The organism is Paenibacillus sp. FSL R10-2734 (genome assembly GCF_037963865.1).
Lineage (GTDB): Bacteria > Bacillota > Bacilli > Paenibacillales > Paenibacillaceae > Paenibacillus_AQ.
In genome coordinates, this window is the sequence record NZ_CP150170.1 from 392,742 (window position 1) to 410,489 (window position 17,748).

At 45.4% G+C, this 17,748-nt stretch carries 15 protein-coding genes, 1 tRNA gene and 1 other RNA gene; 2 read left to right on the forward strand and 15 right to left on the reverse strand.

Annotation, left to right across the window (positions count from 1 at the left end; translation table 11 throughout):
• Positions 1 to 2 precede the first annotated feature (2 nt).
• The 15 genes from NSS67_RS01760 to NSS67_RS01830 all read right to left on the reverse strand — a co-directional run bounded on the left by NSS67_RS01760 (position 3) and on the right by NSS67_RS01830 (position 16,462).
• Positions 3 to 1,310 (reverse strand): aminoacetone oxidase family FAD-binding enzyme, encoded by a 1,308-nt coding sequence (locus NSS67_RS01760; protein ID WP_339318065.1) that lies wholly within the window; start codon positions 1,308 to 1,310, stop codon positions 3 to 5.
• A 316-nt stretch (positions 1,311 to 1,626) separates the two neighbouring features.
• Positions 1,627 to 1,974, reverse strand: a complete 348-nt coding sequence (locus NSS67_RS01765) for a retropepsin-like aspartic protease (protein ID WP_339318066.1) — start codon at positions 1,972 to 1,974, stop codon at positions 1,627 to 1,629.
• A gap of 35 nt (positions 1,975 to 2,009) precedes the next feature.
• Positions 2,010 to 2,267, reverse strand: a complete 258-nt coding sequence (locus NSS67_RS01770; RefSeq protein WP_339318067.1) for a hypothetical protein — start codon at positions 2,265 to 2,267, stop codon at positions 2,010 to 2,012.
• Between the two features lie 57 nt (positions 2,268 to 2,324).
• Positions 2,325 to 2,726, reverse strand: coding sequence for a hypothetical protein (locus NSS67_RS01775; RefSeq protein ID WP_339318068.1), 402 nt, complete (start codon positions 2,724 to 2,726; stop codon positions 2,325 to 2,327).
• 597 nt (positions 2,727 to 3,323) lie between these two features.
• Positions 3,324 to 3,689 (reverse strand): hypothetical protein, encoded by a 366-nt coding sequence (locus tag NSS67_RS01780; protein WP_339318069.1) that lies wholly within the window; start codon positions 3,687 to 3,689, stop codon positions 3,324 to 3,326.
• A gap of 255 nt (positions 3,690 to 3,944) precedes the next feature.
• Positions 3,945 to 4,309, reverse strand: a transfer-messenger RNA (tmRNA) gene (gene ssrA / locus NSS67_RS01785).
• Between the two features lie 198 nt (positions 4,310 to 4,507).
• A complete protein-coding gene (gene smpB, locus NSS67_RS01790; RefSeq protein ID WP_234540516.1) occupies positions 4,508 to 4,987 on the reverse strand; it encodes an SsrA-binding protein SmpB in 480 nt (159 codons plus the stop codon).
• Between the two features lie 632 nt (positions 4,988 to 5,619).
• Positions 5,620 to 8,505, reverse strand: coding sequence for a ribonuclease R (rnr, locus tag NSS67_RS01795; RefSeq protein ID WP_339320477.1), 2,886 nt, complete (start codon positions 8,503 to 8,505; stop codon positions 5,620 to 5,622).
• A gap of 346 nt (positions 8,506 to 8,851) precedes the next feature.
• Positions 8,852 to 9,085, reverse strand: a complete 234-nt coding sequence (gene secG, locus NSS67_RS01800; RefSeq protein ID WP_042123332.1) for a preprotein translocase subunit SecG — start codon at positions 9,083 to 9,085, stop codon at positions 8,852 to 8,854.
• 231 nt (positions 9,086 to 9,316) lie between these two features.
• Complete coding sequence (gene eno / locus NSS67_RS01805) at positions 9,317 to 10,603, reverse strand: phosphopyruvate hydratase (RefSeq protein ID WP_339318070.1); 1,287 nt, start codon at positions 10,601 to 10,603, stop codon at positions 9,317 to 9,319.
• Positions 10,604 to 10,671: 68 nt separating this feature from the next.
• Complete coding sequence (gene gpmI, locus NSS67_RS01810) at positions 10,672 to 12,216, reverse strand: 2,3-bisphosphoglycerate-independent phosphoglycerate mutase (RefSeq protein ID WP_339318071.1); 1,545 nt, start codon at positions 12,214 to 12,216, stop codon at positions 10,672 to 10,674.
• Position 12,217: 1 nt separating this feature from the next.
• Entirely contained in the window at positions 12,218 to 12,970 is a 753-nt protein-coding gene (gene tpiA / locus NSS67_RS01815) for a triose-phosphate isomerase (RefSeq protein WP_060626476.1), read from the reverse strand.
• Positions 12,971 to 12,997: 27 nt separating this feature from the next.
• Positions 12,998 to 14,179 (reverse strand): phosphoglycerate kinase, encoded by a 1,182-nt coding sequence (locus NSS67_RS01820; RefSeq protein ID WP_339318072.1) that lies wholly within the window; start codon positions 14,177 to 14,179, stop codon positions 12,998 to 13,000.
• Between the two features lie 117 nt (positions 14,180 to 14,296).
• Positions 14,297 to 15,307 carry a type I glyceraldehyde-3-phosphate dehydrogenase gene (gene gap / locus NSS67_RS01825; RefSeq protein WP_339318073.1) on the reverse strand — a complete coding sequence of 337 codons (1,011 nt, stop codon included), beginning with the start codon at positions 15,305 to 15,307 and terminating at the stop codon, positions 14,297 to 14,299.
• Positions 15,308 to 15,409: 102 nt separating this feature from the next.
• Positions 15,410 to 16,462: a sugar-binding domain-containing protein gene (locus NSS67_RS01830; protein WP_339318074.1), complete on the reverse strand. Its 1,053-nt coding sequence runs from the start codon at positions 16,460 to 16,462 to the stop codon at positions 15,410 to 15,412.
• Positions 16,463 to 16,796: 334 nt separating this feature from the next.
• Here NSS67_RS01830 and NSS67_RS01835 point away from each other — a divergent pair.
• Together NSS67_RS01835 and clpP are read left to right on the forward strand one after the other, a co-directional pair.
• Positions 16,797 to 16,871, forward strand: a tRNA-Arg gene (locus tag NSS67_RS01835).
• A gap of 191 nt (positions 16,872 to 17,062) precedes the next feature.
• A complete protein-coding gene (clpP, locus tag NSS67_RS01840; protein WP_339318075.1) occupies positions 17,063 to 17,659 on the forward strand; it encodes an ATP-dependent Clp endopeptidase proteolytic subunit ClpP in 597 nt (198 codons plus the stop codon).
• Positions 17,660 to 17,748 lie beyond the last annotated feature (89 nt).

Genomic DNA, 17,748 nt, shown 5'->3' on the forward strand with positions numbered 1-17,748 from the left:
ATTTATTGAATTGACTTAGCTAGCGCCATGGCGGCCACATATCCGGAACTCCAGGCCCATTGCAGGTTATAGCCGCCGAAATCTCCGTCGACATCCATCACTTCGCCAGCCAAATACAGCCCAGGCACCAGCTTGGATTCCAGCGTCCCTTCGATGAGTTCCGACGTATCAATGCCGCCGGCTGTCACTTGCGCATTCGTAAAGCCATTGGTATCCGTCACTTTAAATTCCCAACGCTTCAAGATTCGATAAAATTTCCCCTTGGTTTTCATCGATAGATCCTGGCAAAGCAGCTCTGGCTGTTGATCTAAGCCAGTCTCTTTTAGTAGGACAGAAACAAGCTTCTTATTGAAGATGCCAACAAGGCAATCCGCCACAGTCCGGTGTCCAAAGGTCTCCCAGAGCCTTTCTAAAAACTCAACTAACTCTCCCTCCGTGCGGCCCGGCATCAGATCAACCGACAATGTTACCTGTTCTCCTCTTGCAAGATGATACGCAGCCTTCCTGCTTAGCTGAAGAATTGGCGGGCCGGTAATGCCATAGTCCGTGAAGGCAATTTCACCCTGTTCACTGCAGATGACTTTACCGTTCACAATGATATGAGCTTGTCCCTGAGATTTGATAGTGGACAGTGCCCTCATATTCGGATATTGCAGCTTCAATTGCACAATGGCCGGCAAAGGCTCAATTAGGGTGTGTCCCAGACGTTCGGCAAGTGTATACCCAGGAGGTTCTTTTCCCGCATTTGGACCGGCAAGGCCACCCGCAGATAGAAGTAGATAGTCGCTAGTATAAACAACCTCCTCCTCTGTCTCCGTTTGGCATTTTATCTTGAAGCGCGGATGATTCTTCGAAACAGTAACATCCAACACTTTGTTATTGAGGTATACTGGAACATTCCGATCCTCCAGCGCAAGCTGGAAAATATCCAGCACCGCTGCTGCCTGCAGCGACATTGGATACATCAACCCCTCCTTCAATCTTGTAAGCGGAAGCCCGAGAAAGGAGAAAAAATCTATGGTCTGACGGATGCCAAATTGCTGCAATACCGCAAGTGGAAATCCGGCCTGATTACTGTGATACTTGTGCGATAAAGCAATTGCTTCATCCGTACCCGTTGCAGTCGATTCATTTGTAATGTTGCAGCGGCCATCACCTGTCATTAATATCTTCTTTCCAATCCGGTCGTTACTCTCCAGAATGGCAGTATCGATACCCATATCACGCGCAGTAACAGCGGCCATTAGTCCGGCAGCACCTGCGCCGATAATTAACAGCTTGTGGTGTATAGAAGTCTGATTCTCATACATGGTTGGTCAATGCATCCTTTATCCATTTTTCTAAAAGCACAGAAACACTTTATTAAATTATAGCATAAGTGTACTGGTTTTCATTTATATCTCCTTATTAACTCATCCCCTCCTATGTTTGCCTTTTTTATCCATATATATAGCTTTAATTTTTTTGGTCTTCACAACACTAAGACTGAATGAGCATTTCCAGAGAAAACATGAAAAAAGACACCCTTCAAGGTGTCTTTCACTGAACTCCATATGGAGCCGAGCCGTGGCTTGGCAAATCCACAATTCGGCGGGGAATGCTACTAGAGTTGTACGCGATAGCCGTTTAGCAAACATTAGTTTTCAGTTGCATTTCTCCAGTGTCAATCACAGCACCTGCTTGCTTCAAGAAGTTAAAACCAAGGATTCCGTCGATCTCCATGCCATAATCCATGTTCCCGATTTCCACTTGAAAATTATTAAGTATTGCTTCATCAACTATAATCGAGTCTAGATACTTGGTGTACACGTATTCCACACCACCTACACCCCGTATAATATCAACGATATCATTTCCTTCAGGAACCATACCAATCTCCTGCACAATATCCGCATTCAAAAGCGTACTGGCAGAGCCTGTGTCAAGCAATACCTTTTCGAGCTTTAATTCTCTTCCTTTAAACATAACAGTCATGCTTACGAAGGGTAGCCCATAAATTTCTGTTATATTCATCTTGGTCCTCTAATTCCCACATATCGTTCTCGCGCCACAACCTCAGGACGGGAGGTGTGAAAGAAACAATACTCTCTATAAGGGTCATCCTGATGCAGTTGACTATACCGCTTCAATGCTTTGGTAGAATCCTCATAGGAGTCGATCACGGACATCTCTTCAATAAAACGCTGGCCTTCCTTAGAATAGGCCTTAGTCGCCTCAAGAACGACCCATTCATTAGGAAAACGCTCCTGAACTTCATCCCATCGCATCTTGGACACCTCCGAATAAATAATTACTATATATTATAGCATATGGGGTGGTATCTTCTAAACCAGAGTCTGACCTCCACCCGATCTTTGGAGCTCTTTTATAAAGCGGTATCCTTCCAAAAATCCAACCACAAAAGCTTCATCTTCTCCGAGACCCTGTTCTGTGCTCATAGCCTCCTCCATAAGTCCATATAATTCACATTGAGTCTCGTTCAAACTACTGTGTAAACGTTCAATTACATAAGATGAATCTTGGCTAGCTTTTCTGATATGAGGATTGCTAGAACGCATTCCCCACGTTTCAAGATGTCTTCTAGTGGCTACCTCGCTCAGTATTTCTCTCATTCCATCAAGATAGGCATTTTCTAGCGCTTCATATTCAGACATCGTTTCTCTTCTCTTCGGAAAATGCTTTCCCACTGTGTCCATCTTTACCATTGATATACGACAGGCTCCCATTCCCTATTCCCCCTTTCAAATCTACAATACTAGTGTTTCCTATTTGCTAGATTTAAAACAGCAGGAACAACAACGTTTAATACGATCTAAGCCTAAAAAACTTTATGTATATTAGGAGGGAACTACAAGTGTCCAAATTTAATTACTACAACAAAAATACTGATAACAAGGGTAATCATGAGGTTCATGCAGAAGACTGTTCCTACATTCCCAACTCAACAAACCGAATTTTAATTGGTTACGAAAATAATTGTCAATCTGCTATTCAACGAGTCAAAAAAGATTCAAACAAATTAAATTATGATGGTTGCTACTTCTGCTGTAGGGATTGTCACACTGGCTAACCCGCGCTAGTATGCTTTTCAATTACATGAGAGATATAAAATGTAACCAACCGCAAATTCTCCTTTTTACTCAACGCAAAAAAGCGACCAATTAAGGTCGCTTTTCTCATACTCCATATGGAGCCGAGGGGAGTCGAACCCCCTGTCCGAAGACAACGACACATAAGCTTCTACGAGTGTAATCACAGTTTTGATGTCATCCTAGAAGCATTCTAACCAGCACTTGATGATTCAGTCTGATTATACTTAGTTGCTAATCCCCTGCAGAATCAAGATACGCTTCAGCTTCTTCTATCGATTCGTACAAGTTTGCAATATCTTTAAACATACGATGCATTTGCGTTTTGTAGAACGCGGTAGGCGCAACATACGCCCATTTGTGTTTTGTAGAGATTCCAGCTTTCACAGCATCTTCACTAGTTGGAGCAAGAATTGCCAACACTTCTTGCTTAAATACGAGGCCACCCATAATTACAGTCATACCTGTAAACCCTCGCTTAGTTTTCTTCAGTACTTTCGGAAATTGTTCAGCGTACGCAAGGGCATCCTCAACTTCCATACCGTCCGATGTTACAATAATCCTGTTTTTGTTTTTAACATAATCAATAGTAAAACTCATGATAGTAATTCCTCCGAATGTTTTTTGTTTTCTGGATGCTTAATACCATAATCTTATAACAGTTCGAGCTCTTATAGATGTTGTTTCGGAAAATGTGCCACTAATTATTAACTTCAAAGTGAATGATCTAATTTTAGATGTAGCCAGCATGTCTACAATGATAAACACATTTAGTTCCCCATAAGTAGTTGTCTACATTCGGTCTACAATACAACCACTAAACAGCAAAAAACCCGCTATAATAGCGGGTTTTTCTTATGGAGCCGAGGGGAGTCGAACCCCTGTCCGAAGATAACGGCACATAAGCTTCTACGAGTGTAGTCACAGTTTTGATGTCACCCGAGTATCGCCCCGTAACCGGCTATACGTTGGGTCAGCCTGATTATCTTCTTCCGTTGACCCCAGGCGGAGACCAGACGGCGTATCCCACTACTTGTTAGCCCCTATCCCTGTCACATGGGCGATGCAGGGTAGAAGCACGCGCGCAGTTTCTTAGGCTGCGAAAGCGTAGTTGTTTTGTTGTTTGCCGTTTAATAGGCTTTAGCGTTGATGAAGCGGACGCGTCCCCACTACTCGCTACTCATGCTCGAACTACCCCCGTCGAATCCAAGAACGGCCCCTCATTATAAAGGGCGCTTCGGATCAAGCGGATCTTCCAAGCAAGAGAGATCCAATCCACAGCTTCTTATTAAAGAAGACTGTAACGAAGCAATTAACTTACTTACTCAGTATATCACATTTATCAACACTTTAACACGTAGGTTAAAGGAATTGAAGGTGGAAACTGGAACTCATTCAAATCGTCTACTACACCTAGATTATCTGGCGATCTTTTGCTTCTCACGCAATACACGCTGGATATCACGCTGAGCATCACGCTTGGCGGCAGAGTCACGTTTGTCGTACTCTTTCTTACCTTTACCAAGACCAATCAGCAGTTTCGCATAGCCATTCCGCACATAAACCTTGAGCGGCACAATCGTAAATCCATCTCGCTTGGACAAGCCCAGCAGTTTATGAATTTGCTCCTTGTGCATTAGCAATTTACGCGTACGCGTCGGATCAGTAGGGTTGGCGCGGTTACCTTGTTCAAAAGGGCTGATATGCATGTTGTGAATGTGAAGCTCACCATTCCGGATCGTAGCAAAAGCATCTCCAATATTAGCGCGGCCATTACGCAGCGACTTGATTTCAGTACCTGTCAGCACCAAGCCAGCTTCATAAGTGTCCTCGATAAAATAATCATGGGAAGCTTTTTTGTTCTGGGCAAGTACTTTCCCGTCTGCTTTTTTACCCATGAGAATCACTCCTTGAATCATATTCATAAGTTAAAGTAACCATGTCTCTCTAATCTTAAACGAAGACATAGTCATCGAACGTCTGATCTATATTGTAACAAATGGAATCTATTGAGCGCAAGGAATGTTCAGGCAATCCTGCATCAGCCATTTTGACAACATGTTGTCAGTAAGTTTACCCAATAGTTAGATTTAATTACATTTATTTATAAAATAAAGGTTTGTTCTTCAATCATGCACATACCCTATCACCTTTTAACTCTTTTCTATTTCCCTATCCCTATCTCTGATGGGGCCAAAGCTATATAAATGCACTTTATACACCTATTCAGCATATTTAGACGCTCAAAGGTTGTTTAGTTGCACTTTCTGCAACTAAAAATTCAAAATCAGGCCGTTTTGAAGATACTAATAAGATTTAGATGTACAGAGTGCAATTAACCTTCACTCCTACTGAACAGCCGGACTTTAACTGCACATTATGCAATTAAAATTAAACACCGTGATAATGCTCAGATGAGGATTCCACACTTGAGTCGTCGAAAAAGATTTTAAAAAAGCACCGCCCCAGCAAAGGGGTGGTGCTTAATCCTGCGTTATAAAGCTACGAAGCGTAGCACAATAACGTTTATTTATTTCTTCTTTCTCTTACGTGGAGCTCCGTCTGGAGCGCTACCTGTAGTGTCACTACGTTTAGAAGTGGCTTGTTCAGACGTCTGAACGTTGCCAGGTGTCACGGACTGACCGATGAACACTCCGCTTTTGTTCTTCTTTTTCCGGCGACTTTTGCCTGTTGAAGCACCATTTCGGCCTTCTCCTCCGTCAAAGTTACCACCGCGGTCCTCGCGGCTACGGAACTTCGTGCTGCCGTCCAGGCCGCGGACTTCGCCGCTGGAAGAATCGGACGCAGGAGCGCCATATCCGCCTTTGCCGGAGCCAAAGCCGAAGCTAATGCCGCGTCCACCACCGGCACCGCCGTTGTCACCGCCGCGGCCTCGACCGCCGCTGCGCTCACGCGGCGCGCCTGCGTTGCCGCCGGCCTCGCCCCCGCGCTCTGCGCCGTTGCGTCCGCCCGGCGCCGCAACACCCCGGCTCGCATCCTCGCCGGCATCACGCCCGCGCTTCCGCTTTCCGCGTCCGCCCGGTGCAACAACACCGGCCGCTTCGCGCGGCCCTTCACCGGCGCGCGCACCTGCGCCCGGCTTGCCCTTGCCCGCGCCTACAGCCGCGCCGGGCTTACCTTTACCGCTGCGGCTCTTGCCGCCCGCGCCGCCGCCTTTACCCCCGGCTGGCGCCTTGAAGCCGCCGCCACCTGAACGGCCGCCTTTGCCACCGCGGCCGCCTCCAAAGCCACCGCTGCGATGCTCGCCCGGCGCGCGTGGCTTCATGTCGACCAACTCGAAATCGATCGTGTGGTCATCCATATTCACCTTGGCGACTCGAATCTTCACCTCGTCGCCAATGCGGAACACCCGCGATGTGCGCTCACCAATGAGCGCCATATGGGCCTCGTCGAAGTGATAATAATCGTCGCTCATAGCACTGAGACGAATAAGGCCTTCGACGGTATTGTCCAGCTCGATGAACATTCCGAAGCTAGTCACACTGCTGACCATAGCCTCGAATTCCTCACCCACTTTATCCTGCATGTACTCAGCCTTCTTCAGCTGCTCCGTATCGCGCTCGGCTTCTACCGCCACACGCTCACGTTCCGAGGACTGCTGAGCAATGTCAGGCATCCGGCTGGCCAAATAATCATGCCTTTTCTGGCTCAGTGCCCCTCCACTCTCAATCACTTCACGCATAACGCGGTGAATGACCAGATCGGGGTACCGACGAATTGGAGAAGTGAAGTGGGAATAATATTCCGCAGCAAGTCCGAAGTGGCCTGTGCTCTCCGCATCATATTTCGCTTGCTTCATGGACCGTAACATCATCGTACTGATGACCGTCTGTTCCTTTGTCCCTTGGATTTGCTCCAGCAGATCCTGTAAAGCTCGCGGATGAACCGAATTGCCACGACCCTTTACGTGATATCCGAAATTGGCCGCAAAAGCCATAAAATTCTGCAGCTTCTCAGGATCTGGATCTTCATGAATCCGGTAAAGGAACGGAACCTTCAACCAGTGGAAATGCTCAGCAACTGTTTCATTTGCTGCGAGCATGAATTCCTCGATAATCTGCTCAGCTACAGAACGCTCACGCTTCACAATATCTACTGCCTTACCGTTCTCATCCACGATGATTTTGCTCTCTTCGAAATCAAAATCAACCGCTCCCCGACGCATCCGTGCATCGCGTAGCTTCATCGCCAGTTCTTTCATGAGGCGGAAATCATCAATTAATGGACTATAGCGCTCAAGCAGTTCTGGATCTTCATCCTCCAGAATTTTGCGAACATTTGAATAGGTCATTCTTTCCTTGGTGCGAATCACACTCGTAAAGACATCGTGCTTCACTACCTTCATTTGCTCATTAAATTCCATCTCGCATGACATCGTTAAGCGGTCTACCTGCGGATTCAAACTACAAATCCCGTTAGACAGACGGTGTGGTAGCATCGGAATAACCCGATCCACCAAGTACACACTACAGCCACGATCATAAGCTTCTTTATCAAGCTCAGAGCTCTCACGCACGTAATAACCTACATCCGCAATATGGACGCCTAGCTTATAATGTCCGTTCTCTAGTCGCTGAACATTAACCGCATCATCCAAGTCTTTAGCATCTTCACCATCAATCGTGACAATGTTCAGTCCGCGCAAGTCCCGTCGTCCCTGCTCAGCAATTTCCTCTTCCGTGATTGAATCTGGAGCGTTGTCCGCTTCGTCCATCACTTCAGCCGGAAATGCCTCTGGCAGCTGATGCTTACGGATGATAGATAGAATATCAACTCCCGGATCATCCTTATGTCCGAGGATCTCAATAATTTCACCTTCTGCCGCAGATCGACCTTCTGGATAATTCACGATGCGTACAACGACCTTTTGGCCGTCTACCGCTCCCATGAAGGATTGCTTCGGAATAAAAATATCACGGTTAATCCGTTTATCATCAGGCAGCACAAAGCCGTAGGTCTCCAAGTTTTGAAATACGCCTACAGTCTGCAATACGCCTCGTTTAACAATACGCTCCACTTCGCCTTCCATACGTCCGCCAGACGGACTTTGAGAGGTAATACGTATTAAGACGATATCGCCATTCATAGCTCCCTTAAGGTCATTCGCATGGATGTATACGTCAGGATGATCACGATCATCCGGGATAAGAAAAGCGAAGCCTTTTGCATGAGCCTGTAATCGGCCGCGCAGTAAATCCATTCGTTCCGGCACGCCATAACGTGCATTACGAGTTAATACAATTCTTCCGTCTTGTTCTAATTCAACTAGTAGTTCCTCGAACTTTTTAAACCCTGTGCTATCTTCTAGAGCAAAATGGCTCACCAGCTCTTCATAAGTCATTGGTTTATATGCAGTTTCCCGCATGAAATCGAGTAATATTTCTTGTGTTATCATGTTCGTCACCCCAGCCCTCCGCGGCTCCAAGCCGCTGGCAAATATGTATGTCTTGTCCTGCTCTGTAGTAATGCCAAGTAAAATTTACCTTTACCTACTTCATACCCTAGTATACACGAAATCAATCCTGCGCATCCCTGTTACTGTCATCCAAAGGTAAACGCAGTACGAAATTTCAGTCAAACAAAGAAAAAAATCTATTTATTGGCGCTCACACCGTACATAATCCTATCCTCTCTACTATGAAAAGAAAAGCACCTACAGGTGCTTTATCTCCTTTTAATTATAACAAAAAAGCCTTCGCTCTATTCCATTCAGAACAGAGCGAGGGCTTACTGTAGGTACTTTAGTCAATGAAAACAGCAGCTAGAATTGCCATAATGAAGAATCCTGCAGCAAGTCCAACAGTTACACGTTGTAGTACGAGTTCCATACCACGAGCTTTTGTTTTACCAAAGAGATGCTCAGCACCGCCGGAGATGGCACCGGAAAGACCCGCGCTTTTCCCCTTTTGCAGAAGAACGACCGCAATAAGACCGACGGAAAAAATCAGGAGCACAACTTTCAAAAAGATATCCATTCACTTCCACCTCCTACGCCTAAGCATCACTATCTATGGTAATTGAGGTTATCACGATACATAAACAGTATTCTTATTTTATCATAGCGGTGTCGGTAATACAACCGCCTAGACTGTTAAGTCGTAGCTTTTCTTGCAAGATTAGGATAAACGTACCGATCTTCACCTCACTGGTTTATAAAAAAAGACCCACCATAATGGCGGGTCTTCGTGCTCTGCTATAAAAGCAGATTATCTTTTAAGGTTGTAGAAGGATTTCAGGCCGTTGTATTGAGCCAATTCACCCAACTCGTCTTCGATGCGAAGCAATTGGTTGTATTTAGCTACACGGTCTGTACGGGAAGGAGCACCAGTTTTGATTTGGCCAGCATTAGTCGCTACAGCGATATCAGCGATTGTGCTATCTTCGGATTCACCGGAACGGTGAGAGATAACTGCTGTGTAACCAGCACGTTTAGCCATTTCGATAGCATCGAAAGTTTCAGTCAATGTACCAATTTGGTTAACCTTAACCAAGATGGAGTTACCGATACCTTTTTCGATACCTGTTGCAAGACGCTCAGTGTTTGTAACGAACAAGTCGTCACCAACCAATTGAACTTTATCGCCCAATTTTTCAGTAAGCAATTTCCAACCATCCCAGTCATCTTCGGACATACCGTCTTCGATTGTAATAATTGGATATTTCTCAACCCATGAAGCAAGAAGGTCAACATACTCAGCGGAAGTGTAAGATTTACCTTCGCCAGCAAGTGTGTATTTACCGTCTTTGTAGAACTCAGTGGAAGCAACGTCCATACCCAAGAATACGTCAACACCTGGTTTGTAACCAGCTTTTTCGATAGCTTCGATGATTGTAGTGATTGCTTCTTCATTCGAACCAAGGTTTGGTGCGAAACCACCTTCGTCACCTACAGCTGTGTTCAAGCCTTTAGCTTGAAGAACGGATTTCAGGTTGTGGAAGATTTCAGCACCTGTGCGAAGAGCTTCTTTGAAGCTTGGAGCTCCTACAGGAAGAACCATGAACTCTTGAACGTCGATGTTGTTGTCAGCATGCTCACCACCGTTGATGATGTTCATCATTGGTACTGGAAGAGCTTTAGCGTTGAATCCACCAAGGTATACATACAAAGGTACATCCAAAGCTTCTGCTGCAGCGCGAGCTACAGCCATGGATACTGCCAAGATAGCGTTAGCTCCGAGTTTACCTTTGTTGTGAGTACCATCAAGGGCGATCATCAATTTATCGACACCCAGTTGGTCAAGAGCGTCCATACCGATAACTTCTGGAGCGATGATTTCATTTACGTTCTCAACAGCTTTCAGAACACCTTTACCCATGTAACGGGATTTGTCGCCATCACGAAGCTCTACAGCTTCATGAGCACCAGTGGAAGCACCGGAAGGAACGATAGCGCGGCCTTTAGCGCCGGATTCCAAGAATACTTCAACCTCTACAGTAGGGTTACCACGGGAGTCAAGGACTTCGCGAGCATATACATCAGAAATAATAGTCATTTTAGTTAATCTCCTTTAAACAATGTTTTGGTTTTGATTGTTGAAGCTTAATCTTAGGTACTGTTTCCTTATTTGCGACTAGCGATCATGGATTGACCAGTCATTTCCGCAGGTTGCGGAATTCCCATCAGATCCAGAATGGTTGGTGCTACATCCGCAAGGATACCGCGATCGCGCAATACAACATTTTCATCCGTAAGGATGAATGGAACCGGGTTAGTGGTATGAGCTGTGAACGGACGACCGTTCTCATCAAATACCATGTCTGCATTACCGTGATCGGCGATAATGATCGCAACGCCACCTTTGGCAACTACTGCGTCCACTACTTTACCAACACACTCATCAGTTACCTCTACAGCCTTAATTGTTGGCTCCAGCATACCGGAGTGACCAACCATATCAGGGTTTGCAAAGTTAAGGATAATAGCATCCTGTCTTTCCGCTTCGATTTCTGCTACGCAGGCTGCAGCCACTTCGTAAGCACTCATCTCAGGTTGAAGATCATAAGTTGCTACTTTAGGGGAGTTGATCAAAATACGAGTTTCTCCTGGTAGTTCCTCATCACGTCCACCACTGAAGAAGAAGGTTACGTGCGGATACTTCTCAGTTTCCGCTATGCGCAGTTGCTTCTTGTTGTTCTGTACAAGCACTTCACCCAATGTGTTATCCAGGTTCTTCGGTGAATAGGCTACGTAACCTTGTACCGTTTCGCTGAAAGTAGTCAGGCATACGAAGTGCAAGTCTTGTGGGAACAAAGGACCCCGGTCGAAACCGCGGAAATCTTGATTCGTGAACACTTGTGACAATTGAATAGCACGGTCAGGGCGGAAGTTGAGGAACACAACGGAATCGCCGCTCTGAACCTGAGTCACTGGCTTGCCTTCACTGTCTACAATTACACTAGGTTCAACGAATTCATCGAACACGGAATTTTGATAAGATGCAGTGATGGCCTCTAGAGCATCCGTGTATTTTGGACCTTCGCCATAAACCATAGCGCGATAGGCTTTTTCTACACGATCCCAACGTTTGTCACGGTCCATTGCGTAATAACGTCCGGATACCGTTGCGATTGTACCAACACCAACTTCTTCAATCTTTGCAACCAGATCTTCGACAAACTTCTTACCGCTATCTGGAGGTACGTCCCGGCCATCCATGAAAGCATGGATATACACTTCGTGCATATCTTCTTTCTTAGCCAGATCAAGCATAGCGAACAGGTGATTAATATGGCTATGTACCCCTCCGTCGGATACAAGCGCGTAAAGGTGAAGCTTTTTACCTGTGTTCTTAGCATTTCTAACTGCCGCTACCAGTGTCTCATTCTCGAAGAACTCGCCCTCACGGATCGATTTATCGATACGAGTCAAATCCTGGTATACAATCCGTCCTGCACCAATATTTAAGTGCCCTACTTCAGAGTTGCCCATTTGGCCATGTGGAAGACCAACAGCTTCACCACAAGCAGTAAGGGTAGTATTAGGATATTGTTTCAAGTAACGGTCATAGTTAGGTTTGTTGGCTTGAGCAACGGCGTTGCCTTCAGTTGTTCCACGCAAACCGAAACCATCCATGATGATCAAAGCTACAGGTTTTGGAGCTGACATCTTACTTCGCCCCCTCAACCAATTGAACGAAGGAAGCAGGCTGCAAGCTGGCACCGCCAACAAGCGCACCATCGATGTCGCTTTGGCCCATGTACTCAGTTACATTCTCAGGCTTCACGCTGCCGCCGTATTGAATACGAACAGCTTCAGCTGTTGCTGCATCATACAGATCTTTTACAAGACTGCGGATGTAAGCAATAACTTCGTTAGCATCTTGGGAAGTGGAAGATTTACCTGTGCCAATAGCCCAGATAGGTTCGTATGCAATGACAACTTTTGCTGCTTGCTCGGCACTTAGTCCTTGGAATGCAGCTTCAGTTTGTACTTTACATACTGCTTTAGTTTGATCAGCTTCACGCTCTTCAAGCTTTTCGCCTACACATACGATTGGAGTGATACCGTGACGGAATGCAGCATGCATTTTCTTATTCACGATTTCATCTGTTTCGCCAAAATAAGCACGACGCTCGGAGTGACCAATGATTACATAATCTACGCCGAGATCGCTAAGCATTACACCACTGATTTCTCCTGTGTAAGCACCGTTATCTTCAAAGTGTAGGTTCTGTGCGCCAATCTTGATGTCTGTACCTTTTGCAGCTGCTACAAGTGCAGGCAGGTTAGTAAATGGAGCGCAGATTACAGTCTCAACGCCTTCTACTTCTGCTTTGCCTTTGATATCAGCGATAAAACTTTCTGCTTCAGGGACTGTTTTGAACATCTTCCAGTTACCAGCAATAATTGGTGTTCTCATGAATTAAGTTGCCTCCTTCTATACGTCTTACTTGTCGTTCAGTGCTTCTACGCCAGGAAGCGCCTTGCCTTCCATGAACTCAAGGGATGCACCGCCACCAGTGGAGATGTGATCCATTTGGTCAGCCAGGTGGAATTTCTCTGCTGCTGCTGCGGAATCGCCGCCGCCAATAACAGTATAACCTTCTGTAGTTGCACAAGCTTTTGCTACTGCAATTGTACCTTCAGCGAATTTATCGATTTCGAACACGCCCATAGGTCCATTCCAGACAACCAGCTTGGAGTTTTTGATAATATCGGCATAAAGTTCACGAGTCTTAGGTCCGATATCAAGTCCTTCCCAGCCTTCTGGGATTTCATTGTAATCAACAATCTTAGTGTTGGCATCTGCGCCGAATTTATCAGCAACAACAACGTCAACTGGAAGCATGAAGTTTTTGCCGAGAGCTTTAGCCTTCTCAATAAATTCAAGAGCAACATCAATTTTGTCGTTGTCTACGAGTGATTTACCAATTTCGAAGCCTTGAGCTTTAGTGAATGTATAAGACAATCCACCGCCGATCAGTACGTTATCAGCCAAAGTCAACAAGTTATCAATAACATCGATTTTGTCTTTAACCTTCGAACCACCGATGATTGCAGTGAAAGGACGCTCAGGGTTAGAAAGAGCTTTACCCAGAACGGTCAATTCTTTCTCCATCAAAAGACCGGAAACAGCTGGTAGGAAATGAGCGATACCTTCTGTCGAAGCATGTGCACGGTGAGCCGCACCAAATGCATCATTGACGAACAAATCAGCCAATTCAGCGAATTGTTTAGCCAGTTCAGGATCGTTCTTCTCTTCGCCTGGGTAGAAACGAACATTCTCAAGTACAAGTACGTCGCCTTCGCCTAGCTCAGCAATTTTTGCTTTTACAGCTTCGCCAACAGCTTCGTCAGCTTTAGCTACTGGTTTGCCGAGAAGCTCGGACAGACGTTCAGCAGCAGTAGTCAGACGCATGGAATCTACGAATTGGCCTTTAGGACGACCCATGTGACTCGCAAGAATGATCTTTGCACCGTTCTCGATCAAATATTTAATGGTCGGAAGGGTTTCGCGAATACGAGTATCATCAGTGATCTTACCGTCTTCTACAGGAACGTTAAAATCCACGCGTACAAATACGCGTTTACCCTTTACTTCTACATCACGGACGCTCTTTTTGTTCATGATTAATTCCTCCACACCCAAAATTGTTTCTAGCAGGAAACAAGAAATACATTTAGAAAGAGCGGAAACAAGGAACTTCTGTTTCCGCTCTATAGATGTTGCTTTATATCAAATCAATTACTTAGCGATTTTAGCGAATTTCTCCAAAGTACGAACCAATTGTGCAGTGTAGGACATTTCATTGTCATACCAAGCAACAGTCTTAACCAGTTGTTTGTCGCCAACAGTCAATACTTTAGTTTGTGTAGCATCGAACAGGGATCCGAAAGTCATACCTTTGATGTCGGAAGATACGATTTCATCTTCAGTGTAACCATAAGTGTCTGGATCGGAAGCTGCTTTCATTGCTGCGTTGATTTCTTCAACAGTAACGCTCTTATCAAGAACAGTTACAAGCTCAGTCAGGGAACCAGTTGCAACTGGAACACGTTGAGCTGCACCATCCAATTTACCTTTAAGTGCTGGAATAACCAGACCGATTGCTTTAGCAGCACCAGTAGTGTTAGGAATGATGTTCTCAGCTGCTGCACGAGCACGTCTGAAGTCACCTTTAGCGTGTGGAGCATCCAAAGTGTTTTGGTCGCCAGTGTAAGCATGAATTGTAGTCATCAGGCCTTCAACAATACCGAACTTGTCGTTCAATACTTTTGCCATTGGAGCTAGGCAGTTAGTTGTGCAAGATGCGCCGGAAATAACAGTCTCAGTACCATCAAGAATGTCATCGTTAACGTTGTAAACGACAGTTTTCATGTCGCCAGTAGCTGGAGCGGAGATAACTACTTTCTTAGCTCCACCTTTCAAGTGTTTTTCAGCTGCTTCTTTAGTTGTGAAGAAACCTGTGCACTCAAGTACGATGTCAACGCCTAGGTCGCCCCATGGCAATTCTTCAGGGTTGCGGTTAGCAAGAACCTTAACTTCTTTACCATTGACTTTGAAGAAGCCATCATGCACTTCAACATCACCTTGGAATTTACCTTGAGTTGTATCATATTTAAGCAAATGAGCAAGCATCTTAGCGTCAGTCAAGTCGTTGATTGCTACCACTTCGATACCTTCTACATTTTGAATACGGCGGAAAGCAAGGCGGCCAATACGTCCAAATCCGTTAATTCCAACTTTTACACTCATTGAATAGTTCCTCCTAGAATTCTTTTTATTTATTCAAAACAGACCGTGAAGCCTGTCATGACAACAATGTTAAGTATAATGCAAGATATATGTTCTAGTGATTTACGAAGATATCTGTAACTGATTATCAATTTCCTTGCCTATTTCTACAGCAGCAGCCTCGTCCGTGACGAGAATATTCTCCTGCCCGAAACGTAGCATCGCATGAATGGCTTTGGCCTTTGGCTTGCCTCCAGCAATACCGATGACTGTCTCCGTCCGAATAATATCTTCTAGACGTAGTCCCATCGTAAGCATAGTATGGACAACCCGACCATCTTCGTTAAAGTAATACCCAAAGGATTCGGCGACTGCTCCCTCACCCTGGATTTCTGAGACTGTAGCCTCATCCAGCTTGCGGCGGCGAGTCATTTCAATGGCATCCCCTATCCCATGTACAATAATACGCGAACTGCGGATGATTTGTACAATCTCTCCAATATTAGAGTCAAGAGCTAGTGACTGGTAAGCATCCCCACTAAGTAAATCAGGTACATGCAGCAACCGGTAATTCGCTCCAACCCGTTTTGCCATTGTTGAGGCAATCGTATTGGCTTGAATCTCCATACTCTCCCCTAATCCACCACGCGCCGGAACAAACCAAGCGTTCTTGTAGGAAAGGGATAACGGTGGTGTCAGTTGATCAGCCATGTCGGCAAGCGTTGATCCACCTGTGACAGCAACAATATCATCTGTACGAAGTACACTAAGCAGTGCTTTTGCTCCTGCTCGGCCAAGTTCACGTTTGGTGAACGGCGATGACTCACAATCACCCGGTACCACAATAACTTTATCCAGACCGTACGTTGACCGAATTTTCTCTTCCAGCTCATCCAGACCAAACAGGCTCTTAACGACCGGCTCTAGCAAATCAAGCAGCCTACGCCCAGCAGCGCTAATACGCATACCAACGCTCTCAATCTCAATGAGCCCTTGCGATTTCAGAAGATCCGTCTCGGCACGCAGTACCCGCTCAGTCATATCAAGCGAAGCGGCAAGCGTTCTGCGCCCAATGATATCGGACAACATGATCTGATGAAGAATCGTGTACCGTCTCTTAAGGGTTTCCATGAGATCAGGCAGAAGCTGCTTTTGGATATCTAATAAATTACGCATACTTTCACTCCTGCAACTTCGTCTTCCTCTATTCCCTTGTTCATGGTCTCAAAATGTCCCGGGTAAACTTTTTAAGTCCCACTCATATTCTAACCAAATATTGCTCGAAGTGCAAGTCTTCCGAGAGTAGAATTCTCAACCCCTTGTCTTCTTATACATTTATAAGATCAGGAAAGAGGTTCCGCATTTAAAACCTGTCATTAACTATCCAGATTCTAACGCTGAGGGAAAGCGAGTGTACGCTTGTCCACCTTGAAGACAAAGGATAGAGACCCTGCTCAGTATTATTAATACATTGCAATTGCACAAAAATTGTATTATAATCATTTTTGTTGCGCCCGTGGTCCAATGGATATGACGTAGGCCTCCGAAGCCTGAGATCCAAGTTCGATTCTTGGCGGGCGCGCCATAAATTTCGCTTCATACATATTTAGTAGCGTGTATACTACTACTTAACCAAAGAGCCGCTTGTTGGCTCTTTTTTTTGAATATAAGTTTGACTTTCTTTGACTTTTTGTTTGAATTTGTTTATCATGTGGATAATACGGCAAGAGTAAAAATGAATACATTTGAAGAACCAATATCAAGGAGGTTTTCCACGTGAGTTATATTCCTATGGTAGTAGAACAGAGCAACCGCGGTGAGCGCGCTTATGACATCTATTCCCGCCTGCTGAAGGACCGCATCATTTTCCTTGGAACGGAGGTTAATGACGTGGTAGCCAATTCTATCATCGCACAAATGCTGTTCTTGGCTGCCGAAGATCCTGAGAAGGACATTCACCTTTACGTGAATAGCCCAGGCGGTTCCATTACTGCAGGTATGGCTATTTTTGATACAATGCAGTACATTAAACCGGACGTTTCCACCATCTGTGTGGGTATGGCAGCTTCCATGGGCGCTTTCCTGCTCAACGCTGGTGCTAAAGGCAAACGCTTCGCGTTGCCTAACAGTGAGATTATGATTCACCAACCTCTGGGTGGTGCTCAAGGTCAAGCAACGGATATCGAAATCCGTGCACGCCGTATCCTAAAATTGCGCGATAAGTTGAATCGCATTCTTGCAGAACGTACGGGTCAACCCCTGGAACGTATTGAAAAGGATACAGATCGTGATTACTTCATGACTGCTGCAGACGCGGCTGAATACGGTATCGTTGATAAAGTCATCGAGAAGACACTGCCTAGCGGTGTTTAAGCTATAAAACAACAACACAAAGAGGCTGTACCCTATCCACTTGATGGTTAGAGTACAGCCTCTTTACTTTTTAGACCACTACTACACAC

Bases quoted from the DNA above. Each gene is read 5' to 3' on its own strand.
- NSS67_RS01760 (WP_339318065.1), bottom strand. From the start codon at position 1,310: ATGTATGAGAATCAGACTTCTATACACCACAAGCTGTTAATTATCGGC.
- NSS67_RS01780 (WP_339318069.1), bottom strand. From the start codon at position 3,689: ATGAGTTTTACTATTGATTATGTTAAAAACAAAAACAGGATTATTGTA.
- gap (WP_339318073.1), bottom strand. From the start codon at position 15,307: ATGAGTGTAAAAGTTGGAATTAACGGATTTGGACGTATTGGCCGCCTT.
- eno (WP_339318070.1), bottom strand. From the start codon at position 10,603: ATGACTATTATTTCTGATGTATATGCTCGCGAAGTCCTTGACTCCCGT.
- rnr (WP_339320477.1), bottom strand. From the start codon at position 8,505: ATGATAACACAAGAAATATTACTCGATTTCATGCGGGAAACTGCATAT.
- secG (WP_042123332.1), bottom strand. From the start codon at position 9,085: ATGGATATCTTTTTGAAAGTTGTGCTCCTGATTTTTTCCGTCGGTCTT.
- NSS67_RS01775 (WP_339318068.1), bottom strand. From the start codon at position 2,726: ATGGGAGCCTGTCGTATATCAATGGTAAAGATGGACACAGTGGGAAAG.
- tpiA (WP_060626476.1), bottom strand. From the start codon at position 12,970: ATGAGAACACCAATTATTGCTGGTAACTGGAAGATGTTCAAAACAGTC.
- gpmI (WP_339318071.1), bottom strand. From the start codon at position 12,216: ATGTCAGCTCCAAAACCTGTAGCTTTGATCATCATGGATGGTTTCGGT.
- NSS67_RS01770 (WP_339318067.1), bottom strand. From the start codon at position 2,267: ATGCGATGGGATGAAGTTCAGGAGCGTTTTCCTAATGAATGGGTCGTT.
- NSS67_RS01820 (WP_339318072.1), bottom strand. From the start codon at position 14,179: ATGAACAAAAAGAGCGTCCGTGATGTAGAAGTAAAGGGTAAACGCGTA.
- smpB (WP_234540516.1), bottom strand. From the start codon at position 4,987: ATGGGTAAAAAAGCAGACGGGAAAGTACTTGCCCAGAACAAAAAAGCT.
- NSS67_RS01765 (WP_339318066.1), bottom strand. From the start codon at position 1,974: ATGACTGTTATGTTTAAAGGAAGAGAATTAAAGCTCGAAAAGGTATTG.
- NSS67_RS01830 (WP_339318074.1), bottom strand. From the start codon at position 16,462: ATGCGTAATTTATTAGATATCCAAAAGCAGCTTCTGCCTGATCTCATG.